Origin of the sequence: Streptomyces tendae (assembly GCF_014650435.1) — a bacterium.
Lineage (GTDB): Bacteria > Actinomycetota > Actinomycetes > Streptomycetales > Streptomycetaceae > Streptomyces > Streptomyces tendae.
On the sequence record NZ_BMUY01000009.1, the window covers coordinates 82,741 to 98,837 of the forward strand.

Sequence of the window (16,097 nt, forward strand, 5' to 3'; positions counted from 1 at the left end):
CGCGCCCGCCGTGCGCACCCGGCGCCCCGAAGGGCCGGGTACGGACGGTGCGGCCGGCCGTACCGGAGGGTGCGGTTCACCCGGCCGGTCCCGGAGGGCATCATGAGGACCGTGTCCCATGCGACCCCGCTCCGCCGTGCCCCCGTGCAGCGGCGCAGCGCCGAACGGCTGACCCGGATCCTCGACGCCTGCGCCGACCTCCTCGACGAGGTGGGCTACGACGCCCTGAGCACCCGGGCCGTGGCGCTGCGCGCGGACGTCCCCATCGGGTCCGTGTACCGCTTCTTCGGCAACAAGCGGCAGATGGCCGACGCCCTGGCCCAGCGCAACCTGGAGCGCTACGCGGAGCGGGTGACCGAACGGCTGACGGAGACGGACTCGGGGCCGGACGGCGGCGGCTGGCGCGGCGCGCTGGACGCCGTGCTCGACGAGTACCTGGCGATGAAGCGGACCGCCCCCGGCTTCTCCCTGATCGACTTCGGCAACCAGATCCCGGTCGGCGACCGCCACGCCGTGCCCAACCACCGCGTCGCCGAGCGACTCACCGAACTGCTCTCCGGCTATCTGGGCCGCCGCCCCGACGACGACCTGCGCCGCGTCTTCCTCGTCGCCGTGGAGACCGCCGACACCCTCGTACAACTCGCCTTCCGGGTCGCACCGGACGGCGACGAGAAGATCATCGAGGAGGCCCGGGAACTGCTGCGGGCATATCTGGGGCGGGTTCTGGACTGACGGGCCGGCAGCCGGCAGCCACGGCCGCACAGGTGTTCACGCGGCAGTCGGTTCAGGGCCTCCCCAACATGCCTACCGGTCGGTATGCTCGCGGGGCAGAGAGCGTAACCACCGCCCCGAGCGGACCGCCGCCCGAGCGGACCGCCGCCTTCCGGGAGGACCCGTGTCCCGCACCGCCCTGCGTATCTGCCCCCTGTGCGAGGCCACCTGCGGCCTGGCCCTCACCGTCGACGGCACCACGGTCACCGCGGCCCGCGGCGACCGGGACGACGTCTTCAGCCGCGGCTTCATCTGCCCCAAAGGCGCCTCCTTCGGGGCCGTCGACTCCGACCCCGACCGGTTGCGCGCGCCCCTGGTGCGCAGGGACGGCGCGCTGCGCGAGGCCACCTGGCAGGAGGCGTTCGACGCGGTCGCCGCCGGTGTCCGGCCCGTCGTCGAGCGGTACGGACCGCACTCCGTCGGCGTGGTCCTCGGCAACCCCAACGTGCACACCGTCGCCGGGGCCCTCTACCCGAACGTCCTGCTCGGTGCCCTCGGCAGCCGCAGCGTCTTCACCGCGTCCACCCTCGACCAGATGCCCAAGCACGTCTCCAGCGGCCTGCTCTTCGGCGACGCGAACGCCATCCCGGTGCCCGACCTCGACCGCACCGACCACCTGCTCCTCATCGGCGCCAACCCGCTGGAGTCCAACGGCAGTCTGTGCACCGCCCCCGACTTCCCCGGCCGGCTCAAGGCGCTCAGGGCCCGCGGCGGCACCCTCACCGTCGTCGACCCGCGCCGTACCCGCACCGCGAAGCTCGCCGACCGGCACGTGGCGATCCGCCCCGGCACCGACGCGCTGCTGCTGGCCGCGATGACCCACGTGCTGTACGAGGAGGATCTGGTCGACCTCGGCGCACTCGCCCCGCACGTCGAGGGGCTCGGCGAAGTCCGTGACGCGGTACGCGACTTCAGCCCCGAGTCCGTCGCCGCCGCCTGCGACGTGGACGCCGACGTGACGCGTGCCCTCGCCCGCGAACTCGCCGCCGCCCGCACCGCCGCCGTGTACGCCCGCATCGGCAGCTGCACCGTCCCGCACGGCACCCTCGCCAGCTGGCTCGTGGACGTCCTCAACATCCTCACCGGCAACCTCGACCGGCCCGGCGGCGCGCTCTTCCCGCAGGCCGCCACCGACCGGACCCCGCGCCCCGCGGGACCCGGTCGCGGGTTCGCGCTCGGCCGCTGGCACTCCCGGGTGAGCGGACACCCCGAGGCGAAGGGCGAACTGCCCCTGTCCGCGCTCGCCGAGGAGATCGACACCGCCACCGACACGGGCGAACCCGTCCGCGCGCTGCTCACGGTCGCCGCCAACCCCGTGCTGTCCGCGCCCGACGGCGACCGGCTCGACAAGGCGCTGGACTCCCTCGACTTCATGGTGAGCGTCGACCCCTACCTCAACGAGACCTCCCGCCACGCCCACGTCGTCCTGCCGCCGCCCCCGCCGGCCCAGAGCCCGCACCACGACTTCGCCTTCAACACCCTCGCCGTGCGCAACCAGGTCCGCTACACGCGTCCCGCCGTCCCGCTGGAGCCCGGCAGGATGGCCGAGACGGAGATCCTGGCCCGGCTCACCCTGGCCGTCACCGGGGCGCACGGCACCGACCCCGCCGCCGTCGACGCCGGCGTGATCGAGCAGACCCTCGCCAAGTCCGTACGGGAGCCCCACTCACCCGTGCACGGCCGCGACCCCGGAGCACTCACCGCACAACTGACCGGCGAGAACGGCCCCGAGCGGCGCCTGGACCTGATGCTGCGCCTCGGCCCCTACGGCGACGGCTTCGGCGCCCGGCCCGACGGGCTGACCCTGGAGCGGCTCCTCGCCCACCCGCACGGCATCGACCTCGGCCCGCTGCGCCCGCGCCTGCCGCAGCCGCTGAAGACCCGCAGCGGCAAGGTGGAGCTGCTGCCGGGGCCGATCGCCGCCGACCTGCCGCGCCTCGTGCGGGCCCGCGCCGAACGCCCCGCCGGGCTCGTCCTCGTCGGCCGCCGCCACCTGCGCTCCAACAACAGCTGGATGCACAACATCCCCGCCCTCACCGGCGGCTCCAACCGCTGCACCCTGCACGTGAACCCCGAGGACGCCGAACGGTTGGGTGTGCGCGGTGCGCAACCCGTGCGCGTGCAGGGGCCCGGGGGAGCGGTAACCGTCCCCGCCGAGGTCACCGACACCGTCCGGCCCGGCGTGGTGAGCCTCCCGCACGGCTGGGGCCACGACCGGCCGGGCACCCGCCAGACGCACGCCGCCGCGGACCCCGGCGTCAACGTCAACCAGCTCCTGGACGGCAGCATGCTCGACCCGCTCTCGGGCAACGCGGTCCTCAACGGCGTACCCGTCACGCTCACACCACTGACCGGCGCAAAGCCGTGACCTGGAGTTTTGCGCTTATTGCTCGCATGTCAACGTCTTGTTAACGCTCCCTCGCGCCACCTAACGTCGCTCGCACCGCCTGCCCCGGTGGGATGTTCAAGGGCGAACGTTAGGTACTCACTCATGCTGACCATCCTCGGCTTCGCCATGATCGCGACCTTCCTGGTCCTGATCATGATGAAGAAGATGTCGCCGATCGCGGCGCTCGTGCTGATTCCCGCGCTGTTCTGCGTGTTCGTCGGCAAGGGCGCCCACCTCGGCGACTACGTCATCGACGGCGTGTCCAGCCTCGCCCCCACCGCGGCGATGCTCATGTTCGCGATCGTCTACTTCGGTGTGATGATCGACGTCGGGCTCTTCGACCCGATCGTCCGGGCCATCCTGAAGTTCTGCAAGGCCGACCCGATGCGCGTCGTCGTCGGCACGGCGCTGCTCGCCGCGATCGTCTCGCTGGACGGGGACGGCTCCACCACCTTCATGATCACGGTCTCGGCGATGTATCCGCTGTACAAGCGGCTGAAGATGAGCCTGGTCGTGATGACCGGCGTCGCCGCGATGGCCAACGGTGTGATGAACACGCTGCCCTGGGGCGGCCCCACCGCCCGCGCCGCCACCGCGCTGAAGGTCGACGCCACCGACATCTTCGTCCCGATGATCCCCGCCCTGGCCGTCGGTCTCGTCGCGGTCGTCGTCCTGGCGTACGTGCTGGGTCTGCGCGAGCGCAGGCGGGTGGGCACGCTGACGCTGGACGAGGCGCTGGTGCGGGAGCCGGAGACCGAGACGGTGCTGGTCGGCGCCGGTGCCGGTGCGGGTGCCGTCTCCGGTGGGTCCGGTGCGCGTACCGGTGCGGACCGCGGTGCGGCGGGCGGCTCGGGCGAGGCGGCGGACGGGGATGCCGGGTCCGGCGGCGCGTCCGGCGACGGCTTCCAGGGCCTCGACCCGAACCGGCCCACCCTGCGGCCCAAGCTGTACTGGTTCAACGCGCTGCTCACGGTCGCGCTGCTCACCGCCATGATCATGGAGCTGCTGCCGATCCCGGTGCTCTTCCTGCTCGGCGCCGCGCTCGCCCTCACCGTCAACTTCCCGCACATCCCCGACCAGAAGGCCCGCATCGCGGCCCACGCCGACAACGTCCTCAACGTCTCCGGCATGGTCTTCGCCGCCGCCGTCTTCACCGGCGTCCTCACCGGCACCGGCATGGTCGACCACATGGCCAACTGGCTGGTGGACACCATCCCCGACGGCATGGGCCCGCAGATGGGCCTGGTCACCGGCCTGTTGAGCCTGCCGCTCACCTACTTCATGTCGAACGACGGCTTCTACTTCGGTGTCCTGCCGGTGCTCGCGGAGGCCGGCCAGGCACATGGCGTGTCGACGCTGGAGATCGCCCGCGCCTCGATCGTCGGCCAGCCGCTGCACATGTCCAGCCCGCTGGTGCCGGCCGTGTACGTCCTGGTCGGCATGGCCAAGGTCGAGTTCGGCGACCACACGCGGTTCGTGGTGAAGTGGGCCGTCCTGACGAGCCTGGTGATCCTCGCGGCGGGCATCCTGTTCGGCATCATCTGACCGTCGGAGAACATCAGATCATCGGAAAGGGGCGCGATCATGGTGCCCGGTGGGAACCGCGGCTGGCTGCTCCGTCTCGTCATCGCCTTCGGCTTCGCACAGGCCGCGGTGTCGATGGCCCGGCCCGCCGTCTCCTACCGGGCCCTCGCGCTGGGCGCGGACGAACGGGCCGTCGGTGTCATCGCCGGTGTGTACGCGCTGCTGCCGCTGTTCGCCGCCGTACCGCTGGGCCGCCGCACCGACCACGGCCGCTGCGCGCCGCTGCTGCCCGCCGGGGTGGTGCTCATCGCCGGGGGCTGCGCGCTGAGCGGTGTCGCCGGGTCGCTGTGGACCATGGCCCTGTGGAGCGGCGTCATGGGCCTCGGGCACCTCTGCTTCGTCATCGGCGCCCAGTCACTGGTCGCCCGCCAGTCCGCGCCGCACGAACAGGACCGCAACTTCGGCCACTTCACCATCGGCGCCTCGCTCGGCCAGCTGATCGGCCCCATCGCCGCGGGCGCGCTGATCGGCGGCCCCGACATGGCCGGCAGCAGCGCGCTGGCCCTGGTGGTGGCGGGCGCGGGCGCGGCGGTCGCCTTCACCTCCCTGTGGCGCACAGAGCACCCCTCGGCCGCCGAATCCCGTACGGAACGGGGCGCGCGCGTCCCCGTGGGGAGCATCCTGCGTGCCCGGGGCGTTCCGGCCGGCATCCTGATCAGCCTGTCCGTGCTCTCCGCGACCGACATCCTGACCGCCTACCTTCCGGTGGTCGGCGAGCACCGGGGGATCTCCCCGGCCGTGATCGGCGTACTGCTCAGCCTGCGGGCCGCCGCCACGATCGCCTGCCGGCTCGTGCTGACGCCCCTGCTTCGGCTGCTCGGCCGCACGGCGCTGCTCACGACGACGTGCCTGCTGGCCGCGCTGCTGTGCGCCGGGGTCGCGCTGCCTGTGCCGGTGTGGGCGCTCGCGCTGATGCTGGTCGTCCTCGGCTTCTGCCTGGGCGTCGGCCAGCCGCTGTCCATGACCACGGTCGTGCAGGCGGCCCCCGACGAGGCGCGCTCCACGGCCCTCGCCCTGCGTCTGACCGGCAACCGCCTCGGCCAGGTCGCCGCACCCGCCGCCGCGGGCCTGATCGCGGGCGTGGCGGGCGTGGCCGCGCCGTTCGTGATGCTGGGCGCGCTGCTCCTGCTCTCCTCCGGCGTCGCCCTGCGGGCCCCTTCGGCGGGCCTGGCCGACCCGCGGGGCCCGGTGGTGGGGCAGGATGTCCCGGACCGGGCCGGTGGCAGCCGGCCGTGTCGGGAAGCGAAGGGCTGAGCATGATCCTGTTGGTTCTGTCCGTAATCCTGGTCCTGGTCGTGGCGGGCTGCGCCAGTGTCGTGTGGGCGGCTCGCGGCGGCCCGCCCTGGACCCGGGCGGTGGCGAAGGCGACGATGGCGGCGGGCGAACTGGTCCGCGCCTCCGGCCGCTCCACCGGGAACCGCAACCGGAGCAACGACAGCAGCACCCTGGGAGGGGACTGACGCGACCGAGACCCCTGACAAGGGGTCGGAGAGGTCCGACAGGGCGTCCGAGAGGTCTGCAGGGCGTTCGAGAGGTCTGGCAGGACGTCCGAGACACCTGACAGGGCGTCCGGGACTGCTGAATGTGGGCGTCCGCTTTCTCACCAGATGGACGTTCGCGGCGAGTTGTGGTCCAGCGTCTTCCCCCGGCCGGGCACGGTCCGTTAACTTCCGTGACTCACACGCCCCGTACGACCCGCACGTGGGCGTCCGACCGCGGAGCACCAGAGCCCAGTGAGCCCCCGGGGGCACCTCCATGACACGCGCCATCTCCCTGCACGACGTGAGCAAGACCTACGCGCGAGGCGTCCGCGTGGTGGACCGGCTGTCGCTGGACATCGCGCCGGGCGAGTTCCTCGTCCTGCTCGGACCCTCCGGCTGCGGCAAGTCGACCGTGCTGCGGATGATCGCCGGACTGGAGGAGATCACCGAGGGGGAGCTGACGCTGGACGGCGCGTACGCCAACGACCTGCTTCCCGCCGAGCGGCGCATGGCGATGGTCTTCCAGAACTTCGCCCTGTACCCCAACATGACCACCCGCGGGAACATCGGCTTCCCGCTGCGCGTCGAGGACCCGCAGACCGACCCCCGTCCCCGCGTGGACGCCACCGCGCGCATGCTGGGCATCGAGGACCTCCTCGACCGTTTCCCCGCCCAGCTCTCCGGCGGTGAACGCCAGCGCGTCGCCATGGGCCGGGCCATCGCCCGGCACCCCACCGCCTTCCTGATGGACGAGCCGCTGTCCAACCTCGACGCCAAACTCCGCAACCACCTGCGCGCCGAGATCACCAGGCTGACCCGGGAACTGGGCGTGACCACCATCTACGTCACCCACGACCAGTCCGAGGCCATGTCGCTGGGCGACCGCGTCGCCGTCCTGCGCGGCGGGGTCCTCCAGCAGGTGGACACCCCGCGCGCCGTCTACGCCCTGCCCCGCAACGTCTTCGTCGCCGCCTTCATCGGCACCCCGCGCATCAACCTGCTGCGCGGCCTCGTGCGCGCGCCGCTCGACGGGGCGATGACGATCAGCCTGGGCAAGCAGTTCCTGCGCCTGCCCGAACCGCTCTCCCTGGACCACCAGTTGCTCCGCGTCCAGCAGGGCCGCGAGGTGATCGTGGGCCTGCGTTCGGAGGCCGTGCGGATCGCGAAGCCCTCGTCCGCCCGTCCCGGCGAGGTGCTGCTCACCGGGCTGGTGGAGCACGTCGAGTTCCAGGGCCACGAGGTCCTCGTGCACTTCAACACCGGTTCCCGGCCCGCCGTCGTGCCCGACCTGGAGGCGCCGCGCCCCGCCACCCGCCCGGTACGGCGCCGTCGCCGCGACGGCACGGTCCTGGACCGGCTTCGGGAGCGCGCGGGTGCCCTGCGTGCCGGACCGGTGGTCGTCATGGACGAACCGGAGGATCCGGAACCCGTGGTGGCCCCGCCCGACGGCCGCCTCCCCGGCGACCTGATCGTCCGGACCACCCCCGACATCGACCTCCGCCACGGCATGCAGGTGCCCCTCCTGGTCGACCTCGCCCACCTGTTCGTCTTCGACCAGCACGGCGACCGCATCTGCCCCGCCCCGGCGCGGCTGCCCGAACTGGAGGAGTGATCCCGCCCCGACTTCGCATTCCGGGAGGGTGAGCCGCGCCACCATCGTGGGAGCCCCTGGTGCCATAAAACTAACGGCGCTAGTTTGGGACGGACGACGAGGCCCGCCCGGAAGGAACGCGATGAAGGCACACGACGGCATGTACATCGACGGAGCCTGGCGCCCCGCCGACGGCCGGGACACGATCGATGTCGTGAACCCGGCCGACGAGCAGGTGATCGGCCACGTCCCCGCCGGCAACGCGCTGGACGTCGACACCGCCGTACGGGCCGCCCGCGCCGCCCTGCCGACCTGGGCCGCCACCCCGCCCGCCGAGCGGGCCGCACGCCTGGCCGCCCTGCGGGACGTACTGGCGGCCCGCAAGGACGAGATCGCCGAGACGGTCACCGCCGAACTGGGCTCCCCGCTGAAGTTCTCGCAGGCCGTGCACGCCGCAGTCCCCGTCGCGGTCGCCGGTTCCTACGCCGAGCTGGCGGCGACGTACGCCTTCGAGGAACGGGTCGGCAACTCCGTGGTCCACCACGAGCCGGTCGGCGTGGTCGGCGCCATCACTCCCTGGAACTACCCGCTCCACCAGATCGTCGCCAAGGCCGCCCCGGCGCTCGCGGCCGGCTGCACGATGGTGCTCAAGCCCGCCGAGGACACCCCGCTCGTCGCGCAGCTCTTCGCCGAGGCGGTGCACGAGGCCGGGATCCCCGCGGGCGTCTTCAACCTGGTCACGGGCCTCGGCCCGGTCGCCGGACAGGCCCTCGCCGAGCACCCGGGCGTCGACCTGGTCTCCTTCACCGGCTCCACCGCCGTCGGCCGCCGCATCGGCGCCACCGCGGGCGCCGCCGTCAAGCGGGTCGCCCTCGAACTCGGCGGCAAGTCCGCCAACGTCATCCTCCCGAGCGCCGACCTCGCCAAGGCGGTCAACGTCGGCGTCGCCAACGTCATGTCCAACTCCGGCCAGACGTGCAGCGCCTGGACCCGCATGCTGGTCCACCGCGACCAGTACGACGAGGCGGTGGCGCTCGCCGCCGAGGCCGCCGCGAAGTACGGCGACCGGATCGGCCCGGTCGTCAACGCCAAGCAGCAGGCGAGGGTGCGCGGTTACATCGAGAAGGGCGTCGCCGAGGGCGCGCGCCTGGTCGCGGGCGGCCCCGAAGCCCCGCGCGAGCAGGGGTACTTCGTCAGCCCGACGGTCTTCGCGGACGTCACCGAGGAGATGACGATCGCCCAGGAGGAGATCTTCGGCCCCGTCCTGTCCATCCTCCGCTACGAGGACGAGGACGACGCCCTGCGCATCGCCAACGGCACGGTCTACGGCCTGGCCGGCGCCGTCTGGGCCGGGGACGAGGCCGAGGCGGTCGCCTTCGCCCGCCGGATGGACACCGGGCAGGTCGACATCAACGGCGGCCGGTTCAACCCGCTGGCGCCCTTCGGCGGCTACAAGCAGTCCGGCGTGGGCCGCGAACTGGGCGCGCACGGCCTCACCGAGTACCTCCAGACCAAGTCCCTCCAGTTCTAGCCCGCAGGGGAGTCTCCACCTCATGGCCGTCCGTACCGCAGTCCGTGCCGCCGTCGTACCAGCCGTCGGCGCCCCGCTGGAGGTCACCGGCATCGAGCTGCCCGAGCCCGGCCCCGGCCGGGTCCGGGTGAAGCTCGCCGCCGCCGGGGTCTGCCACTCCGACCTGTCCCTGTCCAACGGCACCATGCGGGTGCCGCTGCCCGCCGTCCTCGGCCACGAGGGCGCCGGCACCGTCGTCGCCGTCGGCGGGGGCGTCACCCACGTCGCGCCCGGCGACGCGGTCGTCCTCAACTGGGCCCCGTCCTGCGGCGCCTGCCACGCCTGCTCGCTCGGCGAGGTCTGGCTGTGCGCGAACGCGCTGGCCGGCGCCGCCGACGTGCACGCCCGCCGCGCCGACGACGGCACCGACCTGCACCCCGGCCTGAACGTCGCCGCGTTCGCCGAGGAGACGGTCGTGGCCGCGTCCTGCGTCCTGCCCGCCCCCGAGGGCATCCCCCTCACCGAGGCGGCACTCCTCGGCTGCGCCGTCCTCACCGGCTACGGCGCCGTCCACCACTCGGCGAAGGTCCGCGAGGGCGAGACGGTCGCGGTCTTCGGCGTCGGGGGAGTGGGGCTCGCCACCCTCCAGGCGGCCCGGATCGCGGGCGCGTCGAAGATCGTCGCGGTCGACGTGTCCCCCGAGAAGGAGGAACTGGCCCGTGCCGCGGGCGCCACCGACTACCTCCTCGCCTCCGACACCACCGCCCGTGAGATCCGCGCCCTCACCGGCAAGCAGGGCGTCGACGTCGCCGTGGAGTGCGTGGGCCGCGCGGCCACCATCCGTACCGCCTGGGAGTCCACCCGGCGCGGCGGCCGCACCACGGTCGTCGGCATCGGCGGCAAGGACCAGCAGGTCACCTTCAACGCCCTGGAGATCTTCCACTGGGGCCGCACCCTGTCCGGCTGCGTCTACGGCAACGCCGACCCCGCCCGCGACGTCCCGGTCCTCGCCGAACACGTGCGCGCGGGCCGCCTCGACCTCGGCGCCCTGGTCACGGAACGCATCGCCCTCGACGGCATCCCGGCCGCCTTCGAGAACATGCTGGCGGGCAAGGGCGGCCGGGCCCTGGTGATCTTCTAACCCCGCACCCGCCGACCCGGCGTGCGCCTGCGGGCCCGGCCGGGCGTGCGGGGAGTTCCCCGGCGAGGAGCACTCCGGACCCGGCCCGGGGCTGGGCGAAGTTCTTGCGCCGGCGCAGGACATTGTGTCTCCGGTCCCGTCGGCCCGGACCAGGGGTGGTGTGGCGTGGCGTGGGCAGCACCCGGCCCCGGCCGGTCTCCCCGGCATCCGGGGGGAGCTCCGGCCGGTCTGTCCGGTGCTCTCGCGTCGTGGCGTGCCGGGGGAGTGGGCTCGGGGGTGCTACACCCGCTCCGCGTCCCCCGGGCGCGGCTCCCCGGCGGGGTCGGGCCCTTCCGCGGGTGCGGGTGCGGGTGCGCGGCGCCTGCGGGAGCGGGACACCGCCACGCCCGCCAGGCACAGCGCGCCGCCGGCCAGGGTGAGCAGCCCCGGCACCTCACCCAGCGCCAGCCACGACATCAGCACGACCAGCGCGGGCACGGCGTACGTGGTCGCGCCCATGCGGCCGGCGGTCGTACGGGCCAGGGCGTACGCCCACGTCGTGAACGCCAGCGCGGTGGGGAACACGCCCAGGTACACCATGTTGAGCGTGGCGGAGACCGGCGCGCCGCCCGCCTCGTGCACCAACTGCCCCGCGAACGGCAGACACAGCACCGCCCCGACCAGGCATCCGAACGTCGTCACCTGGAGGGCGCTCGCGTGCGCCAGCGCGGGCTTCTGCGCGACCACCCCGCCCGCGTACGCCACCGCCGCCAGCAGGCACAGCACCACCCCGAACAGCGAGGAACCGCCCTCGCCCGACATCGACAGGCCCACCGTCACCGCACCGGCGAACGACACCGCCATCCCCGCCAGCAGCCGCGGCGGCAGTGCGTCGCCCAGCAGCCGGGCGCCCAGCAACGCGATGAGGATCGGGCCGACGTTGACCACGAGGGCGGCGGTACCGGCGTCCACCTGCTGTTCGCCCCAGTTCAGGACGACCATGTAGAAGCCGAACCACAGCACGCCCGATATGGCGATCCCGCGCCAGGCGGCCCGCGGCGGCACGCCCTCCCGGCGCAGCAGACAGATCACGCCGAGCGCCAGGGCGCCCGACAGCAGCCGCCCGAGCGCCAGCGCGCCCGGCGAGTACGCCTCGCCCGCGCTGCGGATCGAGACGAACGCCGACGCCCACAGCACGACGGTGACGGTGGCCGCGCCGGCCGCGAGCAGTTCCGGACGGCGGGACGTGGTGGTACGCATCATGCTCCCGAGGCTAGGCAGGAAAGGCCGGGACGACCGGCGGATTTCGGACGGGGAGAACGGCACGGCTCAGCGCAGCGACACCGGATCGATCCGGAGCAGCTCGGACAGCGCGTCCTCGCCCGCCGGAGTCACCTTCACCGCCCGCTCCGAGCCGATCCGCACGCACCAGCCCGTGTCCAGGGCGTGCCGGCACAGGGCGGCGCCCGCCACGCCCGCGAGATGGGGGCGGCGTTCCGTCCAGTCGAGGCACGCCCGGGCCAGCGGCCGCCGACCGGTCGGCCGCAGCCGGATTCCGGCGGCGTCGAACCAGCCGAGCCCCGCGTCCGTGAGCGCGAAGCCGGTGTCCTGGCGCAGCAGCCCGAGCCCGGTCAGGGCGTCGGTCACCGCGATGCCGAGCCGCCCGGCGAGATGGTCGTAGCAGGTGCGGCCCCGGGCCATCGCCGACCCGGCGCTCGACGCCCGCAGCGTGCGCGGACGCCGGGCCGCCGCCTCGGGGGCGACCTGCGAGGCCAGGTCCTCCACGAGCTGCGCCACCCGGTCGTCGGCCAGCCGCACGTACCGGTGCCGCCCCTGCCGCTCCTCGGCGAGCAGCCCGCCCGCGACGAGCTTGCCCAGGTGCTCGCTGAGCGTCGACGCGGCGACCCCGGCGTGCCGGGCCAGCTCACCGGCCGTCCACGCCCGCCCGTCCAGCAGGGCCAGCAGACAGGCGGCGCGCGTCTCGTCGGCGAGCAGCCCGGCCAGCCGTGCCAGGCCGGGTGCCTCGGCTTCCTTCTCGGTCATGCGTCCCAGGATGCGCCACGCACGGTTCGGCGGGCGCCGAAGTGTGTCCGGAGCCCCTCAGACACCCTGCGCGACCTGTGCGTACTGCTGGGCCAGCCCGTCCAGCAGCGCGGTCAGCCCGGTCTCGAAGGCACGTTCGTCGATCTTCTCCTGCTGCTCTGCCAGGAGGTGGGCCTGCTGGAGATGCGGGTAGTCGGCGGGGTCGTAGGCACCGGCGTCGGTCACGAAGCCGCCGGCGAAGGAACCGAGCGCCGAGCCCATGATGAAGTACCGCATCAGCGCACCGATGGAGGTGGCCTGGGCCGGGGGCCAGCCCGCCCGGACCATCGCGCCGTAGACCGCGTCCGCGAGGTGCAGCGCGGCCGGGCGGCGGCCGGGGCCGTGGGCCAGGACCGGGACGATGTTGGGGTGGTCGCGCAGCGCCGTCCGGTAGGAGACGGCCCAGTCGTGCAGCGCGGTCCGCCACTCCCGGCCGTCCTCGAACATCGACAGGTCGACCTGCGCGCTCACCGAGTCGGCGACGGCCTCCAGGATCTCGTCCTTGGTGCGGAAGTGGTTGTAGAGCGAGGGTCCGCTGACCCCCAGTTCCGCGGCCAGCCGGCGGGTGGAGACGGCTGCGAGGCCCTCGGCGTCCACCAGCGCGCGCGCCGTCTCGACGATCCGGTCGGTGCTGAGCAGGGGCTTGCGCGGTCGGGCCATGGCGCACATAGTAGGGCTGCGGCTTTAAACTAGCAGTGCTAATTTACAACTCGGGCCCCGGTGGTCCGCCGTTCAAGGTCCGTCTTCTGTGGGGTGACTCGGCATGAATCTGGAGCTCAGCGAGGAGCAGGGCGCCGTACGGCGGCTCGCGCGGGAGTTCGTGGCGCGCGAGATCGCCCCGCACGTGGTCGCCTGGGACCGCGCCGAGGAGGTGGACCGGGCCATCGTGAAGAAGCTCGGCGAGGTCGGCTTCCTCGGCCTCACGATCGACGAGGAGTACGGCGGATCCGGGGGTGACCACCTCGCGTACTGCCTGGTCACGGAGGAGCTGGGGCGCGGCGACAGCTCCGTGCGCGGAATCGTCTCCGTCTCCCTCGGCCTGGTCGCCAAGACCGTCGCGGCCTGGGGCAGCGAGGAGCAGAAGCGGCGCTGGCTGCCGGGCCTCACCTCCGGCGAGTACGTCGGCTGCTTCGGTCTCACCGAGCCAGGCACCGGGTCGGACGCGGGCAACCTCTCCACGCGCGCCGTGCGCGACGGCGACGACTACGTCATCAACGGCACCAAGATGTTCATCACCAACGGCACCTGGGCCGACGTCGTGCTGCTCTTCGCCCGCTCCACCGACGCACCAGGGCACAAGGGCGTCTCCGCCTTCCTCGTGCCCACCGACACGCCCGGCCTGACCCGCCGCACCGTCCACGGCAAGCTCGGACTGCGCGGCCAGGCCACCGCCGAACTGGTCCTGGAGGACGTCCGCGTCCCCGCCGCCGCGATGCTCGCGCCCGAGGGCAAGGGCTTCTCGGTCGCCATGTCGGCCCTGGCCAAGGGGCGGATGTCGGTCGCGGCCGGCTGCGTCGGCATGGCCCAGGCCGCGCTGGACGCCGCCGTGAAGTACGCGGGGGAGCGCGAGCAGTTCGGCAAGACCATCGCCCACCACCAGCTCGTCCAGGAGCTGATCAGCGACATCGCCCTCGACGTGGACGCCGCCCGGCTGCTGACCTGGCGGGTCGCCGACCTGATCGACCGCGGGCAGCCCTTCGCCGTCGAGTCCTCCAAGGCCAAGCTCTTCGCCTCGGAGGCCGCCGTGCGCGCCGCCAACAACGCCCTCCAGGTCTTCGGCGGCTACGGCTACATCGACGAGTACCCGGCCGGCAAGCTGCTGCGCGACGCCCGCGTGATGACCCTCTACGAGGGCACCAGCCAGATCCAGAAGCTGGTCATCGGGCGGGCGCTGACCGGGGTTTCGGCGTTCTGAGTACGCGGTCTGAGTATCCCGGCGGATGTGGCGGGTGCCACATCCGCCGATCCTTCTTCCCATGAGTGACACACCGGTCAAGCAGCAGAACACCGCGGCCTTCTACGGGCAGGCCGTCGCCTCGTTCGCGGTGGCCATGGGCGCCACCGCCATCGGCATCTACCAGCTCGAAGCCGACGCCTGGGTGCGGGCCTTCCTCGCGATCGCCGTCCTGTACCTGGTCACCTCGGCCTTCACGCTGGCCAAGATCATCCGGGATCGCCAGGAGGTCGGCCAGATAGTCAGCCGGGTCGACCAGGCACGGCTCGACAAGATCCTGGTCGAGCACGACCCCTTCCAGAAGCCGGGCGGCACCCCGGCCGGACAGCGCCCCTAAGCGCCCGCTCAGCTTCGGCGGTATGGTGGTGCTCCTGTCACCGAGAGGGGCGAACAAGCGATGAGTACGGCGGCCGAGACGACGGGCGGCGACATCGAGCCGTGGGAAGAGGTCACGCCTGACGCGGCCCGGCGGCTTCTGGTCGCGGCCGTGGAGGCGTTCGCCGAACGCGGGTACCACGCGACCACGACCCGCGACATCGCCGGGCGGGCCGGCATGAGTCCGGCCGCGCTCTACATCCACTACAAGACCAAGGAAGAACTGCTCCACCGCATCAGCCGCATCGGCCACACCCGCGCGGTGGCCATCCTGCGCTCCGCCGCCCAGGCTGAGGGCGGTGCGACCGAGCGGCTCGCCGACGCCGTGAGCTCCTTCGTCCGCTGGCACGCCGGTCGGCGCACGACCGCGCGCGTCGTGCAGTACGAGCTGGACGCGCTCGGACCCGAGGCCCGGGAGGAGATCCTCACGCTCCGCCGGCAGTGCGACGCCGCGGTGCGCGGCATCATCGACGACGGCGTGGCGACGGGCGAGTTCGACGTGCCGGACGTCAAGGGCACGACACTCGCCGTGCTGTCCCTCTGCATCGACGTGGCCCGCTGGTTCAACGTGAAGGGCCCCCGCACGCCCGACGAGGTCGGCGCGCTCTACGCCGACCTCGTGCTGCGGATGGTGGGAGCCCGGGACCGCTCCGGTGCCCAGTAGACGGACGTCGTTTCAGACGTAGTAGCGCGAGACGGACTCGGCGACGCACACCGGCTTGTCGCCGCCCTCGCGCTCCACGGTGAACGCGACGCTCACCTGGATGCCGCCCGTGACGTCCTCGACCCCCGTGATCGTCGCCGTGGCGCGCAGGCGTGAGCCGACCGGGACGGGGGCGGGGAAACGGACCTTGTTGGTGCCGTAGTTGACGCCCATCTTCACGCCCTCGACCTGGATCAGCTGAGGCCCGAAGAGGGGGAGCAGCGACAGGGTCAGGTACCCGTGCGCGATGGTGGTGCCGAACGGGCCGGCGGCGGCCTTCTCCGGGTCCACATGGATCCACTGGTGGTCCCCGGTCGCCTCCGCGAACAGGTCGATCCGCTTCTGGTCGACCTCCAGCCAGTCGGTGTGGCCCAACTGCTCGCCCACCGCCGCCTTCACCTCGTCGGCGGACGCGAAGATCCTCGGCTCTGCCATGTTCCGGCCTCTCTGCTCGCTCGACCTGTGCACTCGACTCTAAGCGACTGCTTAGCATGGTCCGCCCGCGGGGCCGCTGTCAACGGAGCCGACCCGGCCGCA

At 73.0% G+C, this 16,097-nt stretch carries 15 protein-coding genes; 11 read left to right on the forward strand and 4 right to left on the reverse strand.

All coding sequences use genetic code 11. The annotated features are described in order from the left end of the window. Nucleotides 1-102: 102 nt before the first annotated feature. The 8 genes from IE258_RS23610 (at nt 103) to IE258_RS23645 (ending at nt 10,467) form a co-directional block, all read left to right on the forward strand. Nucleotides 103-732, forward strand: coding sequence for a TetR/AcrR family transcriptional regulator (locus tag IE258_RS23610; protein ID WP_109033602.1), 630 nt, complete (start codon nt 103-105; stop codon nt 730-732). A 163-nt stretch (nt 733-895) separates the two neighbouring features. Beyond that, complete coding sequence (locus tag IE258_RS23615; protein WP_189746547.1) at nt 896-3,139, forward strand: molybdopterin-dependent oxidoreductase; 2,244 nt, start codon at nt 896-898, stop codon at nt 3,137-3,139. 123 nt (nt 3,140-3,262) lie between these two features. Then, complete coding sequence (locus IE258_RS23620; RefSeq protein WP_159325498.1) at nt 3,263-4,705, forward strand: CitMHS family transporter; 1,443 nt, start codon at nt 3,263-3,265, stop codon at nt 4,703-4,705. Nucleotides 4,706-4,744: 39 nt separating this feature from the next. Then, nucleotides 4,745-5,998: an MFS transporter gene (locus IE258_RS23625; RefSeq protein WP_189746549.1), complete on the forward strand. Its 1,254-nt coding sequence runs from the start codon at nt 4,745-4,747 to the stop codon at nt 5,996-5,998. Nucleotides 5,999-6,000: 2 nt separating this feature from the next. Then, a complete protein-coding gene (locus IE258_RS23630) occupies nt 6,001-6,204 on the forward strand; it encodes a hypothetical protein (RefSeq protein WP_189746552.1) in 204 nt (67 codons plus the stop codon). 295 nt (nt 6,205-6,499) lie between these two features. Further along, complete coding sequence (locus tag IE258_RS23635) at nt 6,500-7,837, forward strand: ABC transporter ATP-binding protein (RefSeq protein WP_159325492.1); 1,338 nt, start codon at nt 6,500-6,502, stop codon at nt 7,835-7,837. Nucleotides 7,838-7,958: 121 nt separating this feature from the next. Beyond that, entirely contained in the window at nt 7,959-9,347 is a 1,389-nt protein-coding gene (locus IE258_RS23640; RefSeq protein WP_189746553.1) for an aldehyde dehydrogenase family protein, read from the forward strand. A gap of 22 nt (nt 9,348-9,369) precedes the next feature. After that, nucleotides 9,370-10,467, forward strand: a complete 1,098-nt coding sequence (locus IE258_RS23645; protein ID WP_189746555.1) for a zinc-binding dehydrogenase — start codon at nt 9,370-9,372, stop codon at nt 10,465-10,467. 279 nt (nt 10,468-10,746) lie between these two features. Here IE258_RS23645 and IE258_RS23650 read toward each other — a convergent pair whose 3' ends face one another. The 3 genes from IE258_RS23650 to IE258_RS23660 all read right to left on the reverse strand — a co-directional run bounded on the left by IE258_RS23650 (nt 10,747) and on the right by IE258_RS23660 (nt 13,188). Further along, nucleotides 10,747-11,706: a DMT family transporter gene (locus IE258_RS23650; protein WP_189747002.1), complete on the reverse strand. Its 960-nt coding sequence runs from the start codon at nt 11,704-11,706 to the stop codon at nt 10,747-10,749. A 69-nt stretch (nt 11,707-11,775) separates the two neighbouring features. Then, nucleotides 11,776-12,489 carry an ArsR/SmtB family transcription factor gene (locus IE258_RS23655; RefSeq protein WP_189746558.1) on the reverse strand — a complete coding sequence of 238 codons (714 nt, stop codon included), beginning with the start codon at nt 12,487-12,489 and terminating at the stop codon, nt 11,776-11,778. A gap of 57 nt (nt 12,490-12,546) precedes the next feature. Further along, nucleotides 12,547-13,188, reverse strand: coding sequence for a TetR/AcrR family transcriptional regulator (locus IE258_RS23660; protein WP_087791788.1), 642 nt, complete (start codon nt 13,186-13,188; stop codon nt 12,547-12,549). Nucleotides 13,189-13,291: 103 nt separating this feature from the next. Between IE258_RS23660 and IE258_RS23665 the strand changes: the two genes are divergently transcribed. The 3 genes from IE258_RS23665 to IE258_RS23675 all read left to right on the forward strand — a co-directional run bounded on the left by IE258_RS23665 (nt 13,292) and on the right by IE258_RS23675 (nt 15,521). Then, nucleotides 13,292-14,443 (forward strand): acyl-CoA dehydrogenase family protein, encoded by a 1,152-nt coding sequence (locus IE258_RS23665; RefSeq protein ID WP_189746560.1) that lies wholly within the window; start codon nt 13,292-13,294, stop codon nt 14,441-14,443. Nucleotides 14,444-14,504: 61 nt separating this feature from the next. Continuing rightward, nucleotides 14,505-14,819: a YiaA/YiaB family inner membrane protein gene (locus IE258_RS23670; protein ID WP_189746562.1), complete on the forward strand. Its 315-nt coding sequence runs from the start codon at nt 14,505-14,507 to the stop codon at nt 14,817-14,819. Between the two features lie 60 nt (nt 14,820-14,879). After that, nucleotides 14,880-15,521: a TetR/AcrR family transcriptional regulator gene (locus IE258_RS23675; RefSeq protein WP_189746564.1), complete on the forward strand. Its 642-nt coding sequence runs from the start codon at nt 14,880-14,882 to the stop codon at nt 15,519-15,521. A gap of 12 nt (nt 15,522-15,533) precedes the next feature. On the opposite strand, the gene IE258_RS23680 is transcribed toward IE258_RS23675, so the two are convergent. Next, entirely contained in the window at nt 15,534-15,995 is a 462-nt protein-coding gene (locus IE258_RS23680) for a MaoC family dehydratase (protein WP_159325477.1), read from the reverse strand. Nucleotides 15,996-16,097 lie beyond the last annotated feature (102 nt).

Bases quoted from the DNA above. Each gene is read 5' to 3' on its own strand.
- IE258_RS23610 (WP_109033602.1), top strand. From the start codon at position 103: ATGAGGACCGTGTCCCATGCGACCCCGCTCCGCCGTGCCCCCGTGCAG.
- IE258_RS23620 (WP_159325498.1), top strand. From the start codon at position 3,263: ATGCTGACCATCCTCGGCTTCGCCATGATCGCGACCTTCCTGGTCCTG.
- IE258_RS23625 (WP_189746549.1), top strand. From the start codon at position 4,745: ATGGTGCCCGGTGGGAACCGCGGCTGGCTGCTCCGTCTCGTCATCGCC.
- IE258_RS23630 (WP_189746552.1), top strand. From the start codon at position 6,001: ATGATCCTGTTGGTTCTGTCCGTAATCCTGGTCCTGGTCGTGGCGGGC.
- IE258_RS23635 (WP_159325492.1), top strand. From the start codon at position 6,500: ATGACACGCGCCATCTCCCTGCACGACGTGAGCAAGACCTACGCGCGA.
- IE258_RS23640 (WP_189746553.1), top strand. From the start codon at position 7,959: ATGAAGGCACACGACGGCATGTACATCGACGGAGCCTGGCGCCCCGCC.
- IE258_RS23645 (WP_189746555.1), top strand. From the start codon at position 9,370: ATGGCCGTCCGTACCGCAGTCCGTGCCGCCGTCGTACCAGCCGTCGGC.
- IE258_RS23650 (WP_189747002.1), bottom strand. From the start codon at position 11,706: ATGCGTACCACCACGTCCCGCCGTCCGGAACTGCTCGCGGCCGGCGCG.
- IE258_RS23655 (WP_189746558.1), bottom strand. From the start codon at position 12,489: ATGACCGAGAAGGAAGCCGAGGCACCCGGCCTGGCACGGCTGGCCGGG.
- IE258_RS23660 (WP_087791788.1), bottom strand. From the start codon at position 13,188: ATGGCCCGACCGCGCAAGCCCCTGCTCAGCACCGACCGGATCGTCGAG.
- IE258_RS23665 (WP_189746560.1), top strand. From the start codon at position 13,292: ATGAATCTGGAGCTCAGCGAGGAGCAGGGCGCCGTACGGCGGCTCGCG.
- IE258_RS23670 (WP_189746562.1), top strand. From the start codon at position 14,505: ATGAGTGACACACCGGTCAAGCAGCAGAACACCGCGGCCTTCTACGGG.
- IE258_RS23675 (WP_189746564.1), top strand. From the start codon at position 14,880: ATGAGTACGGCGGCCGAGACGACGGGCGGCGACATCGAGCCGTGGGAA.
- IE258_RS23680 (WP_159325477.1), bottom strand. From the start codon at position 15,995: ATGGCAGAGCCGAGGATCTTCGCGTCCGCCGACGAGGTGAAGGCGGCG.